Genomic DNA, 21,142 nt, shown 5'->3' with positions numbered 1-21,142 from the left:
CGAAATGATTCCCGCCAAGCTGGCAGTTGCAGCAGGGTACGAGAATGTCGGGGCACGGCAATTTGGAAGAGATGGAAGAAACGGACGGGTTTTCTTTTCGCGGGCTTTTCAGGCGTTACAGAACGCCTTTGATGGCAGCCGCGTCACTGGTGGTCTTCTGCCTCGTCGGTTACGCGATTATGCAGCTCACCAACGAGGTGCGCTATGACGACGTCGTCGGTGCGCTGGCGGCGACCAGGCCGAGCGCGATCCTGCTTGCGCTGTTCTTCACGGCGCTCAGTTTTCTCTCGCTGATCTTCTACGATCTCAACGCCATCGAGTACATCGGCAAGAAGCTGCCCTTTCCGCATGTGGCGCTGACGGCGTTCAGCGCCTATGCCGTCGGCAATACCGCCGGTTTCGGCGCGCTTTCGGGCGGCGCGATCCGCTACCGCGCCTATACGCGCCTCGGGCTTTCGCCGGAGGATATCGGCCGAATCATCGCCTTCGTCACGCTATCCTTCGGATTGGGTCTTGCTGGCGTCGCGGCGATCGCCCTCATCGTCATCGCAGACGAGATCGGCCCGCTCGTCGGCGTGAGCCCCTTCCTTCTGCGGCTGATCGCCGGTTCGATCGTCGCCATTCTGGGCGCGGTGATGATTATCGGCCGTGACGGGCGTGTGCTCGATCTTGGCCCTGTGGCAATCCGCCTGCCGGATTCGCGCACCTGGTCGCGCCAGTTCCTGGTCACAGCCTTCGATATCGCCGCCTCGGCGTCCGTGCTCTATGTGCTGCTGCCGCAGACGGCCATCGGCTGGCCGGTCTTCCTCGCCGTCTATGCGATCGCCGTCGGTCTCGGCGTGCTCAGCCATGTTCCGGCCGGGCTCGGCGTGTTCGAGACCGTGATCATCGCCTCGCTCGGCAGCGCGGTGAACATCGACGCCGTGCTCGGATCGCTGGTGCTCTACCGGCTGGTCTACCATGTGCTGCCGCTGCTGATCGCCGTGCTCGCGGTCTCGGCGGCGGAGTTGCGTCGTTTCGTCGACCATCCGGCCGCCTCCAGCATGCGGCGCATCGGCGGACGGCTGATGCCGCAGTTGCTGTCGGCTCTCGCGCTGCTGCTCGGCGTCATGCTGGTGTTTTCGAGCGTCACGCCGACGCCGGACCAGAACCTCGAATTCCTCTCCAACTATCTGCCGCTGCCGATGGTCGAGGGCGCGCATTTCCTCTCCAGCCTGCTGGGGCTGGCACTCGTCGTCGCCGCGCGCGGCCTCGGCCAGCGGCTCGACGGCGCCTGGTGGGTTGCCGTGTTCTCGGCGCTTGCCGCGCTGACTTTGTCGCTGCTGAAAGCGATCGCGCTCGTCGAAGCCGCTTTTCTCGCCTTCCTCATTTTCGGGCTCTTCGTCAGCCGCCGGCTCTTTACCCGCCAGGCTTCGCTGCTCAACCAGGCGCTGACGGCGTCCTGGCTGATGGCGATCGCCGTGATCGTCGTCGGCGCCGTCGTCATCCTGCTCTTCGTCTATCGCGACGTCGAATACAGCAACCAGCTCTGGTGGCAGTTCGAATTCACGGCCGAGGCGCCGCGCGGGCTACGCGCCGTACTCGGCATCACCATCATCTCGTCGGCGATCGCCGTCTTCAGCCTACTCCGGCCGGCGAGCTTCCGGCCGGAGCAGGCGACGGACGAGGCGCTGGCGCGCGCCGTCGAGATCGTCATGAAGCAGGGCAATGCCGACGCCAATCTGGTGCGCATGGGCGACAAGAGCATCATGTTCTCGGAAAATGGCGACGCCTTCATCATGTATGGCCGGCAGGGCCGCTCCTGGATCGCGCTGTTCGATCCGGTCGGCGACCATCGCGCCGTGCAGGAACTCGTCTGGCGTTTCGTCGAAGCGGCGCGTGCCGCCGGCTGCCGGGCCGTGTTTTACCAGATATCGCCGGCGCTGCTGTCCCATTGCGCCGATGCCGGCCTTCGCGCCTTCAAGCTCGGCGAACTGGCGGTGGCCGATCTCAGGACCTTCGAGATGAAGGGCGGTAAATGGGCGAACCTTCGCCAGACAGCAAGCCGCGCTCAGCGCGACGGGTTGGAATTCGCCGTCGTCGAACCGCAGGACGTGTCTTCCGTCATCGATGATCTAGCCGCCGTTTCGACGGCCTGGCTCGAGCATCATAATGCCAAGGAAAAGGGCTTCTCGCTCGGCGCCTTCGATTCCGATTATGTCTCCTCGCAGCCGGTCGGCATCCTGAAAAAGGACGGCAGGATCGTCGCCTTCGCCAATATCCTCGTGACCGAATCCAGACAGGAGGGCACGATCGATCTCATGCGCTTCTCGCTGGACGCGCCGAAGGGGTCGATGGACTTTCTCTTCGTGCAGATCATGGAGTATCTGCGAGGGCAGGGTTTCACCCACTTCAATCTCGGCATGGCGCCTCTCTCCGGCATGTCAAAACGCGAAGCGGCGCCCGTCTGGGACCGCATCGGCAGCACCGTCTTCGAACACGGCGAGCGCTTCTATAACTTCAAAGGCCTTCGGGCATTCAAATCCAAGTTTCATCCGCACTGGCAACCGCGCTATCTTGCGGTCTCTGGAGGGGGCAATCCGATGATCGCGTTGATGGACGCGACATTTCTGATTGGGGGCGGATTGAAAGGGGTAGTGAGAAAATGATCAGGACAATCCTTCTTGCCACGGCATGCGCCTGCATGCTCGCGGCCGCACCGGCTGATGCCGCCGAGGAAACCACGCAGAGCTTCGAAACCGGGCTCATCCCGTCGCCGCACATCTTCCTGCCGGAAGGGGAGGTGAAGGGCACGGTGATGCTGATCTCGGATGCCGCTGGCTGGGGCGACTATGAGAAGGCCGAAGCCGACAGGTTGGTCGCCGAAGGCGCCGTCGTCATTGGCGTCGACTTTCCATCCTATATCCAGGCGCTCAGCCGGTACGACGTCAGTCTCAACGACGGCTGCGTCTACATGGTGTCGGACATTGAATCGCTCAGCCAGCAGGTGCAGCGCGCGACCGGCAACAACGCCTATCACCTGCCGATCGTCGCCGGTATCGGCGAGGGCGGGGCCTTAGCGTTGGCGATCGCCGCGCAAACGCCGGATGCGACGATCGGCCAGACACTTGCCGTTAATCCGGCCGCCGGCATTCCGCTTGCCAAGGAGCTTTGCACGCCGGCGTCGAAGCAGGTGGTCGGCGAACGCACCGTATATGGCCTCAGCGACGGCGTCCTGCCGGACCCGATCATTACCGTCTTCACGCCTGATGCCAACAAGGATGGTCGGGCGCATGCCGAGGCGCTGAAGAAAGCCCATGACGAGATCGAGATCCGCGATTCCACCGACGATGCGCAGACGGCGTTTGCCGATACGCTCGACGATCTCGTCACCGCCTCCGGTGCCTTCGGCAACCCGCTCGGCCTGCCGCTGGCTGTGCTCGAGGCAACGCCGGCCTTCGATACGATGGCGGTGATCTATTCCGGCGACGGCGGCTGGCGCGACATCGACAAGGAGGTCGGCGGCACGCTGCAGAAGGAAGGTATTCCGGTCGTCGGCGTCGATTCGCTTCACTATTTCTGGAAGGAGCGCAAGCCGGAGGAGACAGCCGCCGATCTTTCGAAGATCATCGATTTCTACCGCAAGCAGTGGAAGGTGAAGCATGTGCTGCTCGTCGGTTATTCCTTCGGTGCCGATGTCGTGCCCGCCACCTACCAGCTCCTCAAGCCAGCCGAAAAATCGGCGGTGGCGCAATTGTCGCTGCTGTCGCTTTCGCACGAAGTCGACTACGTCATCTCCGTTCTCGGCTGGCTCGGCCAGAAGACGGAAGGGGCGGGAGGCGATCCCGTCGGCGATCTGAAGAACATCGATCCGAAGCTCGTGCAATGCATCTACGGCAAGGACGACGATGACGATGTCGCCTGTCCGGCGCTGAAAGATAGCGGCGCCGAGGTCATCGAACTGCCCGGCGATCATCACTTCGACGAGAATTACGACCTTCTCACGAAGACGATCATCGACGGCCTGAAGAGACGGCTGCAGGACTAAAGCGTAGCGTGTCCGATAGGACGCGCTAAGCACGCTTCAACACTTTGAAATCAGCGCATTAGCGTTTTTTCGTTCCAGCCGAGCGCAGTGAGTTCTGCGCCGCGAAACCGCGCATCGTCGGCAACGATGAATTCGTCGAGTTGCGGCGGAGCGACGCTGGTGCCGGAGAGCATCGCATGCGCCTGGCCGCGATGATGGGTCTGATGCTGGAAGAGGTGGCCGAGCACGTCTTCCATCCGCTCTTCTTGGATGCGGGCGCCGCGATGGAGGCTGATGGTCGAGGTGAGCCTCTGCGGCGTCAGGGCCTCGCAAAGTGCCACCAGGCGCTGATCGACCTTCGCCTGCGCTTCAGCCAGCGAGGAAACGTCATCGAATGGTTCGTCGACCTCGAAGGCCTTGAGCCCGAGCGTGCCGCCTTCCAGGCCATCGACATAGAACCAGTCGACTGTGATGATGTGGTTCAAGGTTTCCTTGATCGAGGGGAAGAAGCTGGTGCGCGGCGCTTCGAATTCGCCGGGCTTCAATGTCGCGCAGGCCTGAAGCAGGCGGCGGTTGGCAAGGGCGTTGTTATAGGCAAGTTTGCGGAATGGCCTGACAGGATCGAAGGTCGGCATCGGCGCATCTCCTCTTTAAGCGTTTTTGGCTACAGCGCCGCGCGCCTTTTGAGGCGCGCGGCGCTGTAGCACTTTGAATTGCTTGCGTCAGTCTTTGCCGTCGAGATCGCCGTCCCGCCAGACGAGATGACGTGGCGCAACGGGCAGGCTCTCTATTTCATCGGCGATGAAATAGGGCGGGATGTCGAGTGCGGTCAGGGCATTACGCGTTGCCGGCACCCATTTGAATTCGAGATAGTTGTCGCCGTCCTCGATCCGATGGATGATTTCGCCCGGCCGGAAGGGGAATTCCGGCGGGATCTCCATCAGATAATAGAGGCCGAGTTCATGCCAGTCGCGTTGTTTGTAGCGGAAGAAATTCTCGACGATCCAGAGTAGGCGGGAGACCATGACTTCGACGCCCAGTTCCTCCACCATCTCCCGCTTCAGCGTTTCCTCCGACGTCTCGCCGATTTCCGCCCTGCCGCCTGGAAAGGTCCAGAAGGGCTCATGCACGGCGCGATGGACGAGCACGTGGCCATCGCGAAAGCCGAGGCCGGCGATGCGATAGTTGAAACGCTCAGCGCCCGCATTCAGGCGGATGAGAGTGCGCTTGGTCATGGCATTCTATCCAAGATCGATCACGACAATTTCCGGCGGTACGCCGAAGCGGACCGGTGCAATGGAGCAGCCGAGGCCACCGGAAACAATGATATTACGCCCCTGCTCGATCATATGGCCATAGGCGTAGCGATTGCCGTATCGCGAGGGCACGATCGGTGAACTGCCGAGGAGACGGATCTGTCCGCCATGGGTGTGGCCCGATAGCGTCAGCGACACGCGCTCCGGCACGCGCGGAAAGATATCGGGTTCATGGGCAAGCAGGATGACGGGCGCATCGTCCGTCACCTGAGCCATCGTTCCATCGAGATCGTCGAGGCCGAGCGTCTGCGTGCGGCCCCACTTCCGGCCCGGCAGCAGCGCCAGCTGATCTTCGAGGCCTGCCAGCCAAAAGCCGCGGCCATCCTTTTCGAGCCGAACGGCGCGGTTGCCATAGACCGGGATGCCCACGTCGGCGAGGGCTCGGTGTCCGAATGTTTCCATCCCGCCGTTCTTCTGAGCGGCCCTGTCCTCCCACCAATCGTGGTTGCCCATGATCGCATGGACGCCGAGAGGGGCCTGCAAGGTAGCGAGCGCCTTCGACCATTGGCTCGAATGCACGTACTGCGTCACCATGTTCATGCCGGCGGCGTAATCGCCGAGCAGGACGGTGACATCGCCTTCGAGTTCATTCGCCCTGTGGCAGATCGCGGCAATGCGGCTTGCCGACATCCAGGGTTCACAGGCATGGAGATCGGCGAGCGCGACGACGCGCAGCTTGAGCCCTGGCGTCCATCCCGGCGGCGTCAGCTGGTAGCGGGTGATGGCGAGCCGCGCGAGCGGTTCATAGGCGAAAGCATAACCACCGAGCGACATGACGCCTGCGACACTGCCGCCGAGAACCTTGAAAAATCCGCGGCGGGTGATCACTCAATTGTCCTCCTGGAACAGTCGGAACTGAGCAGCCTCCATATCCTTAGGTGGTTGCATTCCCAGATGTTTCCACGCGATTGCGGTCAGAACACGGCCGCGTGGCGTGCGCTGAATGAAACCCTGCTGGATCATGTAAGGCTCGATGATGTCTTCGATCGCGTCGCGCGGCTCGGAAAGGCCGGCGGCAATGGTTTCGATGCCGACCGGGCCGCCGCCGAAATTGACGGCGATCATGTTGAGGTAACGTTTGTCGAGCTGGTCGAAGCCGACATTGTCGACCAGCAGGCGGGTCAGCGCCTCGTCGGCGATCTCGCGGGTGACGGCTTCTGCCCTTGCCACCTCGGCAAAGTCGCGCACGCGCCGCAACAGCCGGCCGGCGATGCGCGGGGTGCCACGGGCGCGTCTTGCGATCTCGCGGGCGCCCTCTTCGGTGATCGGCAGGTTCATGAGCCGCGCGCCACGGCGCACGATCAGTTCCAGCTCCTCGACGGTGTAGAAGCTCAGGCGCACCGGAATGCCAAAGCGGTCGCGCAGCGGCGTCGTCAACAGGCCAAGGCGGGTGGTGGCCGCCACCAGCGTGAATTTCGACAGGTCGATCTTCACCGAGCGAGCGGCAGGGCCTTCCCCGATGATGAGGTCGAGCTGGAAATCTTCCATGGCCGGATAGAGGATTTCCTCGACGGCAGGATTGAGGCGATGGATCTCGTCGATGAAGAGCACGTCGCGCTCCTCGAGATTGGTGAGCAGGGCGGCGAGATCGCCGGCCTTGGCGATCACCGGGCCTGACGTCGAGCGAAAGTTGACGCCGAGCTCTTTGGCCATGATCTGCGCCAGTGTCGTCTTGCCGAGGCCGGGCGGACCGACGAAGAGCACATGGTCTAGCGCTTCGCCGCGGTTTTTCGCCGCCTCGATGAAGACCTTAAGATTGGCGCGCGCTTCCGCCTGGCCGGTGAACTCGTCCAGCGATTGCGGGCGCAACGTGATATCAAGGTCTTCGCCCCGCTTTTCCGGCGATATCAGGCGGGCGGGTTCGCTCATGCTCTCATTCCGTTTTGAAACCTGTCACACCAATACACCAAAAAACGGCTGCCTCGACATCCCATCGTCGGTTTTCCGGCTTTTCACCGCGCCAATTCCTTCAATCCCAGCCTGATCAGCTTGGCGCTGTCGGCGCCATCGCCTGCCGTTTTCATTGCCGCGGCAATCGCATTCGCGGCCTGGTCGCGGGAATAGCCAAGGTTGGTCAGTGCGGACACCGCATCGGCGACCGGCGCAGCCGCGACACCTTCACCGAGTTCCTGCTTGAGAGCGATATTAATCGCTTCGCCGGCAAAGGCCGGCGCCCGGTTCTTGAGCTCGGTGACAAGACGCATCGCCACTTTCGGACCGACGCCCGGCGCACGCGAGACGGCGGCGCGGTCCTGTAGGGCGATCGCATTGGCGAGCTCGCCTGGCGTCAACGTCGAGAGCACGGCGAGCGCCACCTTGGCGCCGACGCCCTGGACGCTCTGGAGCAGGTTGAACCATTCCCGCTCCAGCGCGGTCGTGAAGCCGAAGAGCCTCAGCTGGTCCTCGCGCACATAGGTTTCGATAAACAGCACGCAGGCTTCGCCGGCCGAGCCGAGCTTGGACAAGGTGCGGGCCGAGCAATTGGCGACGTAGCAGACGCCGTGCACATCGACGAGCACATAGTCTTCGCCGATCTCGTCTATGGTGCCTTTCAGCTTGCCGATCATGGGTCGGGGTCTCTCAGCAGATGGGAACAAGTCAAGTATAGATTATCCGGCCAGTGCCTGTCGCATCCGGTTGCTGCCGCGATTGTGCGCATGGCAGATGGCGATCGCCAAGGCGTCGGCGGCGTCGTCGCCCTTGAATTCGACTTTGGGCATCAGGATCTTCAGCATCATGTGGATCTGATGCTTTTCGCCATGGCCGACACCGATGACGGCCTTCTTGACGGCGTTCGGGGCATATTCGGAGACCGGCAGTCCGGCACGTGCCGGCACCAGCATGGCGATGCCACGGGCCTGGCCAAGCTTCAGGGTTGCCACCGCATCCTTGTTGACGAAGGTCTGTTCGACGGCGGCTTCATCCGGCTTATAGCTGTGGACGATCTCCGCCAGGCCGTCGTGCAGCTGGCAGAGACGGGATGCAAGGTCCATGTCTCCATCAGAGGTCACGGTTCCAGATGCCACAAACCGCAGGGAATTGCCTGATGCCTCGATGATTCCCCAGCCGGTGCGGCGAAGCCCGGGATCGATGCCGACGATGCGAATCGTATTTTGCATGGTTCAACCTATAACGACTGCGAAATAACTGCCATCGATATGTGAACAAAACAAAAACACTCCCGGATTTCGGCTGCGTCATTTACCGCGAATTAAAACAGATGCCTGAATTCTAGTCATCAAACACAAGAGGGGCTTCTTTTGGCAAAGAGTTAAGCCTCCGATGTTCTGTTTACAGGTCAGTTGATCAGGCATGCGCAGCGTGCCCGCGCTGGCAGGCGCGTTCAGAAGGGGTTCGTTGTACATGGCTCGGAGATTTCAGTCCCTGTCCTTCAAGGTCATCGTCACGTTCATTTTGATGACCTTGCTGTCGATCGCGGTCATCGATGTGCTTGCCTATTTCGCCAGCAGTCGCATTTCCGACGAGCAGGCGCTGAAGGCCAAGGAAAGTGTGCTGATTTTTCGCGGCGACATGCTGCAGGACCAGCTGACGCAGCTTGAAAACCAAGCCAATTCCATCGCGCGCATCGAGGCGCTGCAGATGTCGATCACCAATCTGAAGAGCGGCTGGAAGACCATCGAGAAGACCGCGGGCGATGCCCGCGCCGAACTGAAGAAGGTTTTCATAGCAGGCAACCCCAACCCCGCCGACCAGCGCGAGAAGCTCATCAAGCCGGAAGGGCCGAGCGGCTTTTATTATTCGAGCCACGAGAAGACGCAGGGCGAAGTCGCCCGCGACCTCGAGGATACCGCCTTCAGCGATCTGCTGATTGTCGATCTCGAGGGTACCGTTCTCTATTCCTATAAGAAGGAAGACGACTTCGCCGAGAACCTGAAGTCGGATGCCTGGAAGGGGACCGGCGCCGGCATCGCTTTCGCCAAGGCGATCGAGAATACCGCCAAGGCGACCGATGATGCTGCGCCGACAGGCTTTTCCGGCCTTCGTGTCGATGCCGGCAGCGGCAAGTCGGCGATCTTCTATGCCGTGCCGATCGTCAAGCTTGGCGCGGCCAAGGGCATCATTCTCTTCAAGGTGCGCGACGAGATCGTCACCGGCATCCTCGCCAAGGGCATCGTCCAGGGCAGCACGGCGCGGGCGGCGATCGTCTCCGGCGATGGCTCCGCCGTCGGTCTCGACGCGAGCGGCAAGCTTGCGACCCTCGATGCGACACCCTTCACCTTCATCAAGAGCGCGCTTGCCAGTTCGGCGATGACGGTTGCCGATTTCAGCCGGGCGGATGGCGCGGCCCGCGCCTATGTCCGCGGCATCGACTATCGCGGCGACCGCTTCCTCGTGGTCGAGAGCGTGCTTCTGAGCGAGCTCAATGCCGGCTCGATCGAGATCGCCACCCTGCTCACGATGATCGGCATCGGCGTGCTCGTCGTCATGGTGATCGCGACCGGGCTCGTCACCAATTTCCTGTTTTCGCCGCTTGCGCGGCTTGCCGGCGTCACCCGCGAGGTCGCCGACGGCAAGCTCGACAGCGAGATTGACAGCCTGAACCGCAAGGATGAGATCGGCACGATGGCCAACGCGCTCGACCGCTTCCGCCACTCGCTGATCGAAAGCCGCGAGCTCGAAGCCGCCAGCGAAGAGACGCGCCTGCAGGCCGAGCACGACCGCCAGCAGAATCTGGCCGAGCGCGAGGCCGAGGCCAAGACGCTGCAGCAGGTGGTCGAGGCGCTAGACGAGGGCCTGCATCATCTGGCGAACGGCGATCTCGCCTACCAGATCGATACCCGTTTCCCGAACGAGCTCGAAAGCCTGCGCGTCAACTTCAACGAGGCGCTGGCGACGCTCAGCGAAACCATGACGGCAATCGGCGGCAACTCGATGGCGGTGCGCGCCGGCTCAGAGGAGATGCGCACCGGCGCCGACGAACTTGCCGGGCGCACCGAGCGCCAGGCCGGCTCGATCACCGAGACGGCGAATGCGATCAGCGCCATTACCCAGTCGGTCCGCCGGCAGATCGAGCGAGCCGAACAGGCCGAGCGCATCGCCCGCGACGCCAAGAAGGAGACGACCGGCTCAGGCCAGATCATGCGCGAGACGATCGCCGCGATGGAGGCAATCCAGGCCTCCTCGCGCCAGATCAACACGATCATCTCAGTCATCGACGACATCGCCTTCCAGACCAACCTCCTGGCCCTCAATGCCGGTGTTGAGGCAGCGCGCGCCGGTGAATCCGGCAAGGGCTTCGCCGTCGTCGCCATGGAAGTGCGCGAGCTTGCCCAGCGCTCATCGAGTGCGGCCAAGGAGATTTCCAGCCTGCTGCAGAAATCGACGCATGAGGTCGAAAGCGGCGTTACGCTTGTGGAAAAAGCGGGCGTTGCGCTGACGGGCATCGGCGCCCATGTCGAGGCGATCAACGGGCAGATCAACGAGATCATGGGTGCGACCCGCGAGGAGGCCAACACGCTGCGTGAGATCAATAGCGCCGTCGCCGAACTCGACACGATGACGCAGCAGAACGCCTCGATGGTCGAGGAGACGACGGCGGCGATCCACCGGCTGGCGACGGAAGCCCTGGAAATGGACCGCCAGCTCGGCAATTTCACGCTACCGCATGGCCATCACCAGCCGAGAGCCGAGGTGCATGTGCTGCGCCGTCAGCGGTAAGCTACACCTTTCCACATTGCACAAGGGTCGCGCTCGCGCGGCCTTTTTTGTTTGCGCGCATGGTTTGGAATGGTGCGGGCGCGAACCTACATAGACGGCATCGTTCAACCGCCCGGCAGGTTTCCCATGGTTCCCTTCTCCATACTCGACCTTTCCCCCGTTGCCGAAGGCAGCACCGTGCGCCAGTCCCTCGAGGGCTCGGCGCGGATGGCTGTGAAGGCCGAGGAGTTCGGTTACAAGCGCTTCTGGCTCGCCGAACATCATGGCATGCCGGGGATCGCCAGCGCTGCCACCGCCGTCGTCATCGGCCATGTCGGGGCTGCGACAAAACGCATCCGCATCGGCTCCGGCGGCATCATGTTGCCCAATCATTCGCCGCTCGTCATCGCCGAGCAGTTCGGCACGCTGGAGGCGCTCTTCCCCGGCCGCGTAGATCTCGGCCTCGGGCGAGCGCCGGGAACGGACATGCGCACGGCACAGGCACTGCGGCGCAACCTCGAGGCCGGTGCAAACAGCTTCCCGAACGACGTTGTCGAACTGCAGCAACTCCTCGATACACCGGTCGAGAACCAGGCGATCCTTGCAGTTCCCGGCAATGGCTCACATATCCCGATCTGGCTGCTCGGCTCCAGTCTCTACAGCGCCCAGCTCGCCGCCATGCTCGGGCTTCCCTATGCCTTCGCCTCGCATTTCGCGCCCGACATGCTGCTCGATGCGATCGCGATCTACCGTGACCGCTTCCAGCCCTCGGCGACGCTCGACAAGCCGCATGTGATGGTCGGCGTCATGGGCGCGGTGGCGGCAACGGACGAGGAGGCGCACTACCATTTCACCTCCGCCCAGCAGCAATTCGTCAATCTGCGCCGCAATGTCCGCGGCCCGTTCCCGCGTCCGGTGGCCGATATGGGGGACTTCTGGTCGCCGATGGAGAAGATGAATGTCGAACACACGCTCCGTTATGCCGTGGTGGGATCACCAAAGACGGCCGAGACGAAACTGACGGAGTTCCTGCGGGAAACGCAGGCTGACGAGGTGATCATCTCGATGCCGATCCACGACATCGAGGCGCGGCTGACATCGGTGGAACTATTCGCAGGGCTGGGAAATTTCATGCGGGCGGCCGCTTAGGATCGACGCACGGCGCACTCTGACGGCGCCACCGGCAAGAAAAAACCCGGCGTTGCAGCCGGGTTTTATTTGACACCTGCCTGAGGAGATCAGGCCGAGAGCTTCGCCAGCACTTCTTCCGAGACTTCGAAGTTGGAATAGACGTTCTGCACGTCGTCATCGTCTTCCAGGCTGTCGATGAGCTTCAGCAGCGACTGGGCTTTTTCCTCGTCCACCGGCACGTTGTTCTGGGCGCGCCAGACGGCCTTGACGGTTTCGGCTTCGCCGAGGCTCGATTCCAGTGCTTTCGCCACTTCGCCGAGGGCTTCGAAGCCGCAGGTGATGTAGTGGCCGTCTTCGTCGGTCTCGACGTCATCGGCGCCGGCTTCGATCGCGGCTTCCATCACCTTGTCGGCATCGCCGACGGAAAGCTTGTAGGTGATTTCGCCGACATGGTCGAAGGAGAAGGAAACGGAACCGGTTTCGCCGAGAGCGCCGCCGGCCTTGGTGAAGCTCGAGCGGACGTTGGAGGCGGTGCGGTTGCGGTTGTCGGTCAGGGCCTCGACGATGATCGCCGTGCCGCCGGGGCCGTAGCCCTCATAGCGGACTTCGTCGTAGTTTTCGCCGTCGGCGCCGGCTGCCTTCTTGATGGCGCGGTCGATATTGTCCTTCGGCATGGACTGGGCCTTGGCGTTCTGGATCGCCAGGCGAAGGCGGGCGTTCATCGTCGGGTCGGGCAGGCCGGCCTTGGCGGCAACGGTGATTTCGCGCGCAAGCTTGGAGAACATTTTCGACCGCACGGCATCCTGACGGCCTTTGCGGTGCATGATGTTTTTAAACTGTGAATGGCCAGCCATGGCACCCCTGTTCACGTCTCATTGTTCGGAATGGGCCGCCTTATAAGAGCGAAATGGCACCCGTTCAAGGAAAAAGCAGTTCGGAACAAAGGCGAGGGGATGACGTTTCAACCGAACTCCATCCAACGGAAAGGAACGATCATGGCAAGTCTCAGCGAGGCGCAGGAACATCCAGCACGTCAGCTCTGGGATCAGGTCAACGATGTTCATGCCGGCATGCTCGGAATTTCCGGACTGGATATGCACATGCAGCCGATGGCGCCACATGCCGATCCCACCACCAACACCATCTGGTTCTACACCAAGACCGATGCCGACATCGTGCGTGCCATTAAGCCCGGCAGCCGCGCGCATTTCTGTGTCGTCGGCAAGGATCACGACTATCACGCCTGCCTTGCAGGTGTGATCGAGGTGCATCCTGACCCTTCCAAGATCGAGGAATATTGGAGCTCGATCGTCGCGGCCTGGTATGACGGCGGCAAGAAGGACCCCAAGCTCACCATGCTGTCCCTCCATGTCGACGATGCCGAGATCTGGGTTTCCACGGGCAACAAGCTGAAATTCGGCTGGGAGATCGCCAAGGCCAATCTCGACGATGACAAGATGCCGGATGTCGGCATCAAGCGTCACCTGCAGTTCGCCTGACGCGCGGGCCCCCTGCATAATTCCTTAAATCGGAATCGATTTAAGGATGAAATTATGCAGCCATTCAAAGTGCTACAGCGTCCTTTGCGCGTCTGAAAAGACGCGCGGCGCTGTAGAAGGAAAACCGCCGGGCCTTTTTACTGTACGCCCTTCAGTACATAGATCAGCGGCTTTTTTGGCAGGGTGCGCATGGAGACGGTGATACTGGCATCGGGCGCATTGGCGACGTCGAAATCCTTGCCGAACATCGAGACGAAGGCTTCGACCGGCGGGCCGCGTCGGTGCATCGGCAGGATCAACGACGAGCGTAGCCGCTTGATGACGCGGCTCATGCTGTCGGCGCCCATCGTCAGGCCACCGTCGACGGGGACCATGACGACGTCGAGGCGGCCGATCTCGGTATAGTGGGCGTCCGTCAGCTCGTAATGCAGGTGGCCGAGATGGCCGATGCACAGGCCGGCGATCTCGAAGATGAAGATGGAGTTGCCGTTCTCATGCGCGCCGCCGAGGCCGTAGCTGAAGCGGATATCCGTCGTAACGTTGCGGATATAGGCATCGCCGACGACGAGATTGATGTTGGCCTTTTCGCCCGGAATGTCGCTCCACCCATGCAGCACATGCTTGATGCCGGGATCGGGGGTCAGGGTATAGTGGGTCGTGTGCGCTTTGTTCATGGTCACGACATCGGGCATCGTGGCCGGCCTGTACCATCCATTATAGTCGGTCGCGATGACGATGCCGCCCGGGCTCTCGATCTCGAAGGTGGAATGGCCGAGGAAGGTCAGTTTGACGTCCTCGCCCTCGGAGATAGCAGGCATCAGCGGTGGGGCGCCGGAAAAGCTTGCGAAGGTCACCTTGGGAATGGTTTGCGCGATCGCCTGGCACTGGCTGACCGGTGGCCGCTGCTCTTGTGCCCCGGCAAGATTAGGCGCGGCGAAGGCCGCAAGGCATGCGATAGCGAGGATAAGATATCGCGGCTTCATGCCACCCCTCCGGCGCTCTATCACCTTCAACCGGCGCATAACCCCGAAAATCAATTCCGATTTCCGGATTATGCGCGAGTGGCGGGGAGGATGCGGCATGAGGCCGCAGGGGTCCAGACGGCGGGTTCTCACAATTGCGTGTTGAACGGCGCCCGTCGCCTGTTACCGCCAGAACTCCGGCACCGTTTCGGCCAGCCGCGGTCCGAGCCGGAGCGGCGCGATCTTTTCTGCAAGTCCTGTCGTATCCGAGATCTCCACGCCGACGCCGCAGATCGTCGCCGGTCCGTTCGCGGCTTCCATGCGGCCCTTCGGCATCTTGGAGATGAAGCGGTTGAGCGGCTCCTCCTTGTCCATGCCGAGAGAGGAGTCGTAGTCGCCGCACATGCCGGCGTCCGACATATAGGCCGTGCCGCCGTTCAGGATCTGTGCGTCGGCCGTCGGCACATGCGTGTGGGTGCCGACGACGAAGCTGGCGCGGCCGTCGACGAAATGGCCGAAACACTGCTTTTCGCTGGTCGCCTCCGCATGGAAATCGAAGATGATCGCATCGGCCTGCTCCTTCAGCGGGCAGGCGTCGAGGATGACCTCCGCCGATTTGAAGGGGTCGTCGAGTTCGGGATGCATGAAGACCCGGCCCATGACGTTGGCGACGAGCACGCGCGCGCCGTTCCTGGCATAGAAAAGGCCGGAGCCCCGGCCGGGCGTGCCTTGGGGATAGTTGGCGGGACGCAGGAACTGATCGTGCCGGCCGGCAAAAGCGACGGCTTCTTTCTGGTCCCAGACGTGGTTGCCTGTCGTCACCACATCGGCGCCGGCATTGATCGTTTCCAGAAAGATGTCCTCGGTGATGCCGAAGCCCCCGGCGGCATTCTCGCCGTTGACGATGACGAAATCGAGCTTGAGGTCGGAAACCAGGCCGGGAAGACGGTCCCAGACCGCCGTGCGTCCCGTCTTGCCGACCATGTCACCCAGAAAAAGCAGCCGCATTCCCTATCCAATCCAAGAGGCAAAAAAGCGAAGGCCGCTTTCTGTCAGGATGGCATCCAGGCTTATGTCGTGCGGCTCAGCGGGCACATGTGCCACTTCCTGGCAGTCGAATGCAATGCCGATTAGCTTCGGATGCAGGCCTTTTTGCCTTAGCCGGCTGATGGCGCGGTCGTAGTGACCGGCGCCGTAGCCGATGCGATGGCCGCGGGCATCGAAGGCCGAAAGCGGCACCAGCATGATCTCGGGATCAAGAATGGCGGCATCTGTGCCGGGGCCGACCGTGCCGAAACCGGTATCGACGAGGGGTGCACCTTCCGCCAGCTCGCGAAAGACGATGGTCTGCCGATCGAGGATCGCCGGCACGCAGAGTCGCGCTCCACGCACGGCAAAGCGCGCCATCAGCGGCCTGAGATCGGCTTCCGAACGGATCGGCAGGAAGCCGGAGACGATCGTACCCAGCGCAAAACCGACGGCCTCGCCAGCATGTTCGGCCATTGCGAGGCTTTTGGAGGCGCGTTTCTCGGCGGGGATGGCATCGCGTGCGGACAGCCGTTCGTTGCGCAGCTGCGCTTTCAATTCTTTCGCGGTCATTCGATCTGCCGGTTCTGAGAGATTTACCCGAGCATAGACGGCTGGATGTCCGATGCAAATGCCGGATGCGACGGTATCACGCGCGTTTCACACCTCGCCGGCGGCGGCTGCGGATCGTCAGATGACGATGCTTGTCGGTATTGTCGTGGCGGCGATGGAGAAGCCTGCCATATCAGGAACAGCATTGGCTCCGGCCTGCCGGTCCTGCTGCCGTAACTCGCGCATCGCCTTGTCGAGCACTTGCTTGAGTTCGCGCACCACCGCCTTGAACTCTTCCATCGTTTCGCGATCATCGGCCGAAATGCCCGAGAATTTCGGGGCATCCTCGGCGACGCTCGCATAGGCGTTGCGGGCCTTGGTGGCAGCGTCCGGTTCCTGCGAGCCGGTCTCGCCGGCCGCAGTTTCTCCTGCGTTATCCGTCAGCGCAGCATCTGCCCCGCTGGTTGCGACGGCCGCTGCACCCGTGGTTGCATCCATCGAAACCGCTGTTGCCGGGCTGCGGGTCGCGACAGCCGATGCGAATTCGGAGGCGGCGGTGCCGACCTTGCGCGCTAGTTCCGCAGCCAACCGGGCGACCACCTCAGGAGCCATGTTGGAGCTGCGCAGCATCTCCAACTGCTGCTTTGCCTCTTCGAGCTTGCGTTGCGCCTTCGCCTTGGCCTCGTCTCCCGAGTTCGCCAAGGTCTGGCGCATCTGCTGCAGCGCCTGGGTGGCGCGCTGCAGCTTCAGCACGCCTTGATCGGTCTCGTTTCCGCCGATTGAAACGGCTGCCGTCGAAGACGTGCCGCGCAAGATGATGGAGGCAGACGTAGTTGCGACCTGCATGGACAATCCCCCGATTTTTAATCAGGCCCCCGATTGCAATTCGGGCGCATTCTGCAACGTCAGACTTGCGTGGACCTGTGTCTTGGGGATTGGGGAAGCGCGGCGGCCAGTTGCCGCATCGTCTCCTCGAAGAGAGGCGCTCCGCCGGGTGCCCAGCCGAGCGCACGGATTTTCGCCGTGCTCATGGGATTGAGCACGGCGCTATCGGCAGGGGTCGGCAGCGCGTGCCGACAACCCGTCTCGCGACGGATGGGTGAAAGGATATCGCGCGTGTCGACCGACATGTCTGAGACGTTGAAGACCTCGCCGGAGATGCGGGTGCTTTCCGTTTCCAGCATGAGCCGTACCGCCCGACCGAGGTCGCGGCCGTGAACTTCCGTTCCCCGACGGGCAACAACCAGCCGGCCGGCGAGGTAATCGGCGATGAGGCCGTCCCATTTGTTCGGCGAGAGAGCGCCATAGACGCCGGTTGCCCTCAGGCTTACGCCGGCAAAACCCGGCGTGGAGAGGTGGTCAAGCGCGCGTTCGGCATCGAGCTTGACCTGGCCGTAAAGTGTTTCAGGCTTGGCCAGCATCGTCTCCGTCAGTTCGGTTCCCTCGGGATGTTCGCCATAGGCGGCGCGGCTGGACAGGAAGACGCAGCGGCGCGTGCCGGCGCGTTTGGCGGCTTCGAAAAGCCGGACGGTGCCGTTGAGGTTCAACCTGTGGAAGGTCTTCGGATCGTCGCCCTCGCCGCCACGATATTTGCCCGGAACATGGCTGAAGGCGGCGTGGACGAAGAAATAGGCGTCGTCGAAGACGTCGATCTGATCCTTGTCGGGGTCGAGCGAAAGCGCTGCGAACTCGACCGGGCGGGAGAAGAGGCGGGGCAGCGGCGCGCGGCGCCCGCCGACGATCACCTGATATCCGGCGGCCAGCAGTTCCTCGACGACATACCGGCCGACGAGACCTGTTCCACCCGATACCAGTACCTTCATGCTGTCCCTTCCGGATTGTCCAGCGCCGTGATCTCAGGCACATCGCCGCCATCGTAGAAACGGTGCCACAGATCGATCAAAGGTTGTAGTCGCGCTGCCTTGGGATGATCCTTTTCCCACGGTTTTTCATACTGGTAATGCAGGATCGAAATGCTCTTCCAGTCCCAAAGGTCCGGCATGGTGAACCATACATATTGCAGCATGTTGAAATAAACCGGCAGGCCGTGCCAATCCGGGAAGAACGTCTCGAGAAAGGTCTGATCGGTGCGCCGCCAGAAGGCGTCCGGCCTGTCGAGCCTTTCGAGCATGTGCCGGAATGTGTCATGCGAGGGCGTGGCGACGAAGACGCCGGAATTCATGCGGCGGAAGTCGGCGAGGCTTTCGTAGACATTGGGGGCGGCTGACAATTCCGGATAGAGGAAGAGCCTGTCGACGTTTTTCAACACGAGGGCGTCGGCATCGATGAAGACGCAGCGCTGGTATTCGACGAGCTGCCAGAGCCTGAGCTTGCAGAAATTGTCGAGCGGCGAATGGAAATCCGGCTTGCGGCCCTTGGTGAAAGGGGCTGCCGAATGGAGCTGGCCACGCGCATGGCGTTCGTTGAAGGCCGCAGACAGCGGCAGGTGCTCGACCTCGATCAGGCGGCAGTCGAGGGCCTCCAGGGGCACGAGTGCGGCTGCATCGACGCCGCCGGTGTGGAGAATGACGATGTCGGCCCTAGTGCCGGTTCGGCGCAGGGAGCGGGCAAGCGCGGTCGCGCCCATGGCGTAGTCGACGTTGGTAACGAGGGTGATGTAGGCGAAGACGGACGAGCGGTTCATCGGGTTCCGCTGCCTCGGTATATCTTGCTCCGGCGAAGGAGAGACGGCAAGGCGTTGCTGCATGTCTCTTCTCCCCAGCGGGGAGAAGGTGCCGGCAGGCGGATGAGGGGGCGAGCGAGAACAGGAGCGAGTGCGCTGAGCGCGAGCGAAGGGCAATGAAGGGCGTGCCGTGTGGCCCCCTCATCCGACCCTACGGGCCACCTTCTCCCCGCTGGGGAGAAGAGGGAGCAAGCCGCGGCCTTCCTAGCCTTCGTCATCTCTCAGCACTCACGAGACGGATTTCAGCCGCTTGCCTTCCGGATCGTGATTGATCGTCGCGGCGATGTCCTTGGTCCAGGCGGAGACGGCCGGAACGCGCGCGCGGTCGACGCGATAGGCGAATTTCTTCGCGACGTCGACGATTTCGCCGAGCAGGCCTGCTTCCAGCGTGATCGGGTCGAGGCCAAGATCGCGGAATTTTTCGTTCCGGACGATCAGCTCGTTCTCTGCGGCTTCCTTGCGCGGGTTGGGCAGCCAGGCAATCTTGGCGCCGCTCATCCTGGCGATCATCTCGGCAAGGTCGCGCACCCGGTGGGTTTCCGTCATCTGGTTGAAGATCTCGACGCGGGCGCCGCGCGCCGGCGGATTTTTCAGCGCCAGCTCGATGCAGCGCACCGAATCCTGGATATGGATGAAAGCACGGGTCTGACCGCCGGTGCCGTGCACCGTCAGCGGATAGCCGATCGCCGCCTGGATGAGGAAGCGGTTCAGCACGGTGCCATAATCGCCGTCGTAGTCGAAACGGTTGATCAACTGCGCATGGCGGCGCGTCTGCTCGGTATGCGTGCCCCAGACGATGCCCTGATGCAGATCGGTGACCCTCAGACCGTCATTCCTAGCATAGAACTGGAAGAGAAGCTGATCCAGGCACTTGGTCATGTGATAGATCGAGCCCGGATTGGAGGGATAGAGGATCTCCTGGTTGACCGTCTCGCCGCCGGCGGTTTCGATGCCGACCGGCAGGTAACCTTCGGGGATCGCCGCGCCGACCGTCGAATAGCCGTAGACGCCCATGGTGCCGAGATGGATGAGATGGGCATCGAGATTGAGTTCCGTCAGCGCGTTCAGCAGGTTGTGCGTGGCGCTGACATTGTTGTTGACGGTGTAGTTCTTGTGTCGGTCGCTCTTCATCGAATAGGGCGCGGCCCGCTGTTCGGCGAAATGGATGACGGCATCCGGGCGGTGTTCGGAAAGCCAGTTTTTCAGGAGTTCGTAATCCTTGGCGAGATCGATCAGATTGAAGTGGATGCGGCGTCCGGTTTCGGCATGCCAGATGCGGGTGCGCTCCTGGATCGAATCCATCGGTGTCAGCGACTGAACACCAAGTTCGGTGTCGATCCAGCGGCGTGAGAGATTGTCGAGGATATGGACGTCGTGACCGGCATCGGAGAGATGCAGCGAGGTTGGCCAACCAATGAAACCGTCTCCGCCCATAACCGCAATCTTCATCGCATCGTCTCCTGATTGGTCGCTCATTATCGGGAATAGTTAGGAATTGTGACAATCATTCAATGCTTGCCTGTCCGGAAGCGTTGCGCCAAACAGGGCACCTCAGTTTGGAGAAAATTATGACGGAACGCCCTTTTTCCATTTCGGGAGAGCTGACGGAAGCCGGACACCGCCTCGTCCAGCGGGTCTATTATGAAGATACGGACTTTTCCGGCCTGGTCTATCATGCCCGCTACCTGCATTTCCTGGAGCGCGGCCGCACCGATTATCTGCGCTGTCTCGGCGTTGAGCAGCGCGAACTCGTCAGCGCCGACGAGGAAGGGCTCGTTTTCGTCGTCCACCGCATGGAGATCGACTTCAAGAGCCCGGCGCGCATGGACGATGTGCTGACGATCCTGACGCACACGGAAAAAGCCGGCGGCGCCAAGATGGTGCTCAATCAGCAGATCCGCTCGGGCGAGACGCTGCTGATCGCCGCCAAGGTGATCATCGCCGTCATCAACGCCCGGGGGCGGCCGAGGCGGCTGCCGGAAACACTGGCGGCGAAATTCCTGGAAGGCAGCACGCCGCTATAGTCCGCCATCGCTTGAAATTCGGACCTTGTCAAAACTTGAACTTTATGTGAAGGAATTCCCGCGCCGCAGGATGAGCGCTCTTTCGGCAGCCGGACCTTGCTCCGGTCAAGTAATCCATGGAACGAAATCTTCCAAACACAGGCTTACTGTCACAGTCCGGCACTAACGATCTATTAACCATAATAGTGTCTTACTGGGAAAGTCGGAGTTTGTGCGGTGCACGCCTTCCTTTGACCAAATTTGACGGCAAGAAGGCGGAAGATGAGCTTGGAAGTTTGACCAGGG

General features: G+C 61.9%; 20 protein-coding genes. 6 read left to right on the top strand and 14 right to left on the bottom strand.

Going from position 1 to position 21,142, the window contains the following annotated elements; translation table 11 throughout:
- Positions 1–44 precede the first annotated feature (44 nt).
- Together mprF and ELH03_RS17780 are read left to right on the top strand one after the other, a co-directional pair.
- Positions 45–2,648, top strand: a complete 2,604-nt coding sequence (gene mprF, locus ELH03_RS17785; protein ID WP_128403668.1) for a bifunctional lysylphosphatidylglycerol flippase/synthetase MprF — start codon at positions 45–47, stop codon at positions 2,646–2,648.
- Entirely contained in the window at positions 2,645–4,027 is a 1,383-nt protein-coding gene (locus tag ELH03_RS17780) for a virulence factor family protein (protein WP_128403667.1), read from the top strand. The genes mprF and ELH03_RS17780 overlap by 4 nt, the downstream gene beginning before the upstream one ends.
- A gap of 50 nt (positions 4,028–4,077) precedes the next feature.
- On the opposite strand, the gene ELH03_RS17775 is transcribed toward ELH03_RS17780, so the two are convergent.
- The 6 genes from ELH03_RS17775 to ruvC all read right to left on the bottom strand — a co-directional run bounded on the left by ELH03_RS17775 (position 4,078) and on the right by ruvC (position 8,441).
- On the bottom strand, positions 4,078–4,641 hold the full coding sequence (locus ELH03_RS17775; protein ID WP_130659284.1) for a DinB family protein: 564 nt from the start codon (positions 4,639–4,641) through the stop codon (positions 4,078–4,080).
- Positions 4,642–4,728: 87 nt separating this feature from the next.
- On the bottom strand, positions 4,729–5,241 hold the full coding sequence (locus ELH03_RS17770) for an NUDIX hydrolase (protein ID WP_128403665.1): 513 nt from the start codon (positions 5,239–5,241) through the stop codon (positions 4,729–4,731).
- Positions 5,242–5,247: 6 nt separating this feature from the next.
- Positions 5,248–6,150 carry a metallophosphoesterase gene (locus ELH03_RS17765; protein WP_128403664.1) on the bottom strand — a complete coding sequence of 301 codons (903 nt, stop codon included), beginning with the start codon at positions 6,148–6,150 and terminating at the stop codon, positions 5,248–5,250.
- Positions 6,151–7,191, bottom strand: coding sequence for a Holliday junction branch migration DNA helicase RuvB (ruvB, locus tag ELH03_RS17760; RefSeq protein WP_003552548.1), 1,041 nt, complete (start codon positions 7,189–7,191; stop codon positions 6,151–6,153).
- Positions 7,192–7,274: 83 nt separating this feature from the next.
- Positions 7,275–7,889: a Holliday junction branch migration protein RuvA gene (ruvA, locus tag ELH03_RS17755; RefSeq protein WP_128403663.1), complete on the bottom strand. Its 615-nt coding sequence runs from the start codon at positions 7,887–7,889 to the stop codon at positions 7,275–7,277.
- 42 nt (positions 7,890–7,931) lie between these two features.
- Positions 7,932–8,441: a crossover junction endodeoxyribonuclease RuvC gene (gene ruvC, locus ELH03_RS17750; protein WP_128403662.1), complete on the bottom strand. Its 510-nt coding sequence runs from the start codon at positions 8,439–8,441 to the stop codon at positions 7,932–7,934.
- 244 nt (positions 8,442–8,685) lie between these two features.
- Between ruvC and ELH03_RS17745 the strand changes: the two genes are divergently transcribed.
- Both ELH03_RS17745 and ELH03_RS17740 read left to right on the top strand, forming a co-directional pair.
- Positions 8,686–11,001 (top strand): methyl-accepting chemotaxis protein, encoded by a 2,316-nt coding sequence (locus tag ELH03_RS17745; protein ID WP_130766544.1) that lies wholly within the window; start codon positions 8,686–8,688, stop codon positions 10,999–11,001.
- Between the two features lie 126 nt (positions 11,002–11,127).
- Complete coding sequence (locus ELH03_RS17740; RefSeq protein ID WP_128403006.1) at positions 11,128–12,129, top strand: LLM class flavin-dependent oxidoreductase; 1,002 nt, start codon at positions 11,128–11,130, stop codon at positions 12,127–12,129.
- Between the two features lie 89 nt (positions 12,130–12,218).
- On the opposite strand, the gene ELH03_RS17735 is transcribed toward ELH03_RS17740, so the two are convergent.
- Positions 12,219–12,965: a YebC/PmpR family DNA-binding transcriptional regulator gene (locus tag ELH03_RS17735; RefSeq protein WP_003552534.1), complete on the bottom strand. Its 747-nt coding sequence runs from the start codon at positions 12,963–12,965 to the stop codon at positions 12,219–12,221.
- A 141-nt stretch (positions 12,966–13,106) separates the two neighbouring features.
- On the opposite strand from ELH03_RS17735, the gene ELH03_RS17730 reads away from it, so the two are divergent.
- Positions 13,107–13,610, top strand: coding sequence for a pyridoxamine 5'-phosphate oxidase family protein (locus tag ELH03_RS17730; RefSeq protein WP_018445919.1), 504 nt, complete (start codon positions 13,107–13,109; stop codon positions 13,608–13,610).
- 137 nt (positions 13,611–13,747) lie between these two features.
- On the opposite strand, the gene ELH03_RS17725 is transcribed toward ELH03_RS17730, so the two are convergent.
- From ELH03_RS17725 to ELH03_RS17695, 7 genes are all read right to left on the bottom strand, one after another.
- Positions 13,748–14,593, bottom strand: a complete 846-nt coding sequence (locus ELH03_RS17725) for an MBL fold metallo-hydrolase (protein ID WP_128403005.1) — start codon at positions 14,591–14,593, stop codon at positions 13,748–13,750.
- A gap of 162 nt (positions 14,594–14,755) precedes the next feature.
- The gene (locus ELH03_RS17720) at positions 14,756–15,580 is read right to left on the bottom strand and encodes a TIGR00282 family metallophosphoesterase (RefSeq protein ID WP_011653409.1); all 825 of its coding nucleotides are present in this window, start codon (positions 15,578–15,580) and stop codon (positions 14,756–14,758) included.
- Positions 15,581–15,583: 3 nt separating this feature from the next.
- The gene (locus tag ELH03_RS17715) at positions 15,584–16,171 is read right to left on the bottom strand and encodes a 5-formyltetrahydrofolate cyclo-ligase (RefSeq protein WP_027683214.1); all 588 of its coding nucleotides are present in this window, start codon (positions 16,169–16,171) and stop codon (positions 15,584–15,586) included.
- Positions 16,172–16,288: 117 nt separating this feature from the next.
- Positions 16,289–16,996: a hypothetical protein gene (locus tag ELH03_RS17710; protein ID WP_128403004.1), complete on the bottom strand. Its 708-nt coding sequence runs from the start codon at positions 16,994–16,996 to the stop codon at positions 16,289–16,291.
- 59 nt (positions 16,997–17,055) lie between these two features.
- Entirely contained in the window at positions 17,056–17,973 is a 918-nt protein-coding gene (locus ELH03_RS17705; RefSeq protein WP_128403003.1) for an NAD-dependent epimerase/dehydratase family protein, read from the bottom strand.
- Positions 17,970–18,794 carry a glycosyltransferase gene (locus ELH03_RS17700; protein WP_128412040.1) on the bottom strand — a complete coding sequence of 275 codons (825 nt, stop codon included), beginning with the start codon at positions 18,792–18,794 and terminating at the stop codon, positions 17,970–17,972. The genes ELH03_RS17705 and ELH03_RS17700 overlap by 4 nt, the downstream gene beginning before the upstream one ends.
- A gap of 267 nt (positions 18,795–19,061) precedes the next feature.
- Positions 19,062–20,282, bottom strand: a complete 1,221-nt coding sequence (locus ELH03_RS17695; RefSeq protein WP_128403002.1) for an NAD-dependent epimerase/dehydratase family protein — start codon at positions 20,280–20,282, stop codon at positions 19,062–19,064.
- A gap of 119 nt (positions 20,283–20,401) precedes the next feature.
- On the opposite strand from ELH03_RS17695, the gene ybgC reads away from it, so the two are divergent.
- Positions 20,402–20,857 (top strand): tol-pal system-associated acyl-CoA thioesterase, encoded by a 456-nt coding sequence (ybgC, locus tag ELH03_RS17690; RefSeq protein ID WP_012485098.1) that lies wholly within the window; start codon positions 20,402–20,404, stop codon positions 20,855–20,857.
- Positions 20,858–21,142 lie beyond the last annotated feature (285 nt).

Origin of the sequence: Rhizobium beringeri, from assembly GCF_004306515.1 — a bacterium.
Classification (GTDB): Bacteria; Pseudomonadota; Alphaproteobacteria; order Rhizobiales; family Rhizobiaceae; genus Rhizobium; species Rhizobium beringeri.
The sequence above is the reverse complement of the archived record's forward strand: the minus strand, read 5'-3'. Positions and strand labels throughout refer to the sequence as shown.

What these genes read in the sequence shown, in the direction of transcription:
- ELH03_RS17730 (WP_018445919.1), top strand. Translation starts at nt 13,107, where the DNA reads ATGGCAAGTCTCAGCGAGGCGCAGGAACATCCAGCACGTCAGCTCTGG.
- ELH03_RS17745 (WP_130766544.1), top strand. Translation starts at nt 8,686, where the DNA reads ATGGCTCGGAGATTTCAGTCCCTGTCCTTCAAGGTCATCGTCACGTTC.
- ELH03_RS17695 (WP_128403002.1), bottom strand. Translation starts at nt 20,282, where the DNA reads ATGAAGATTGCGGTTATGGGCGGAGACGGTTTCATTGGTTGGCCAACC.
- ELH03_RS17705 (WP_128403003.1), bottom strand. Translation starts at nt 17,973, where the DNA reads ATGAAGGTACTGGTATCGGGTGGAACAGGTCTCGTCGGCCGGTATGTC.
- ELH03_RS17700 (WP_128412040.1), bottom strand. Translation starts at nt 18,794, where the DNA reads ATGAACCGCTCGTCCGTCTTCGCCTACATCACCCTCGTTACCAACGTC.
- ELH03_RS17740 (WP_128403006.1), top strand. Translation starts at nt 11,128, where the DNA reads ATGGTTCCCTTCTCCATACTCGACCTTTCCCCCGTTGCCGAAGGCAGC.
- ELH03_RS17715 (WP_027683214.1), bottom strand. Translation starts at nt 16,171, where the DNA reads ATGACCGCGAAAGAATTGAAAGCGCAGCTGCGCAACGAACGGCTGTCC.
- ELH03_RS17725 (WP_128403005.1), bottom strand. Translation starts at nt 14,593, where the DNA reads ATGAAGCCGCGATATCTTATCCTCGCTATCGCATGCCTTGCGGCCTTC.
- ELH03_RS17735 (WP_003552534.1), bottom strand. Translation starts at nt 12,965, where the DNA reads ATGGCTGGCCATTCACAGTTTAAAAACATCATGCACCGCAAAGGCCGT.
- ruvC (WP_128403662.1), bottom strand. Translation starts at nt 8,441, where the DNA reads ATGCAAAATACGATTCGCATCGTCGGCATCGATCCCGGGCTTCGCCGC.
- ybgC (WP_012485098.1), top strand. Translation starts at nt 20,402, where the DNA reads ATGACGGAACGCCCTTTTTCCATTTCGGGAGAGCTGACGGAAGCCGGA.
- ruvB (WP_003552548.1), bottom strand. Translation starts at nt 7,191, where the DNA reads ATGAGCGAACCCGCCCGCCTGATATCGCCGGAAAAGCGGGGCGAAGAC.
- ruvA (WP_128403663.1), bottom strand. Translation starts at nt 7,889, where the DNA reads ATGATCGGCAAGCTGAAAGGCACCATAGACGAGATCGGCGAAGACTAT.
- mprF (WP_128403668.1), top strand. Translation starts at nt 45, where the DNA reads ATGTCGGGGCACGGCAATTTGGAAGAGATGGAAGAAACGGACGGGTTT.
- ELH03_RS17720 (WP_011653409.1), bottom strand. Translation starts at nt 15,580, where the DNA reads ATGCGGCTGCTTTTTCTGGGTGACATGGTCGGCAAGACGGGACGCACG.
- ELH03_RS17780 (WP_128403667.1), top strand. Translation starts at nt 2,645, where the DNA reads ATGATCAGGACAATCCTTCTTGCCACGGCATGCGCCTGCATGCTCGCG.
- ELH03_RS17710 (WP_128403004.1), bottom strand. Translation starts at nt 16,996, where the DNA reads ATGCAGGTCGCAACTACGTCTGCCTCCATCATCTTGCGCGGCACGTCT.
- ELH03_RS17770 (WP_128403665.1), bottom strand. Translation starts at nt 5,241, where the DNA reads ATGACCAAGCGCACTCTCATCCGCCTGAATGCGGGCGCTGAGCGTTTC.
- ELH03_RS17775 (WP_130659284.1), bottom strand. Translation starts at nt 4,641, where the DNA reads ATGCCGACCTTCGATCCTGTCAGGCCATTCCGCAAACTTGCCTATAAC.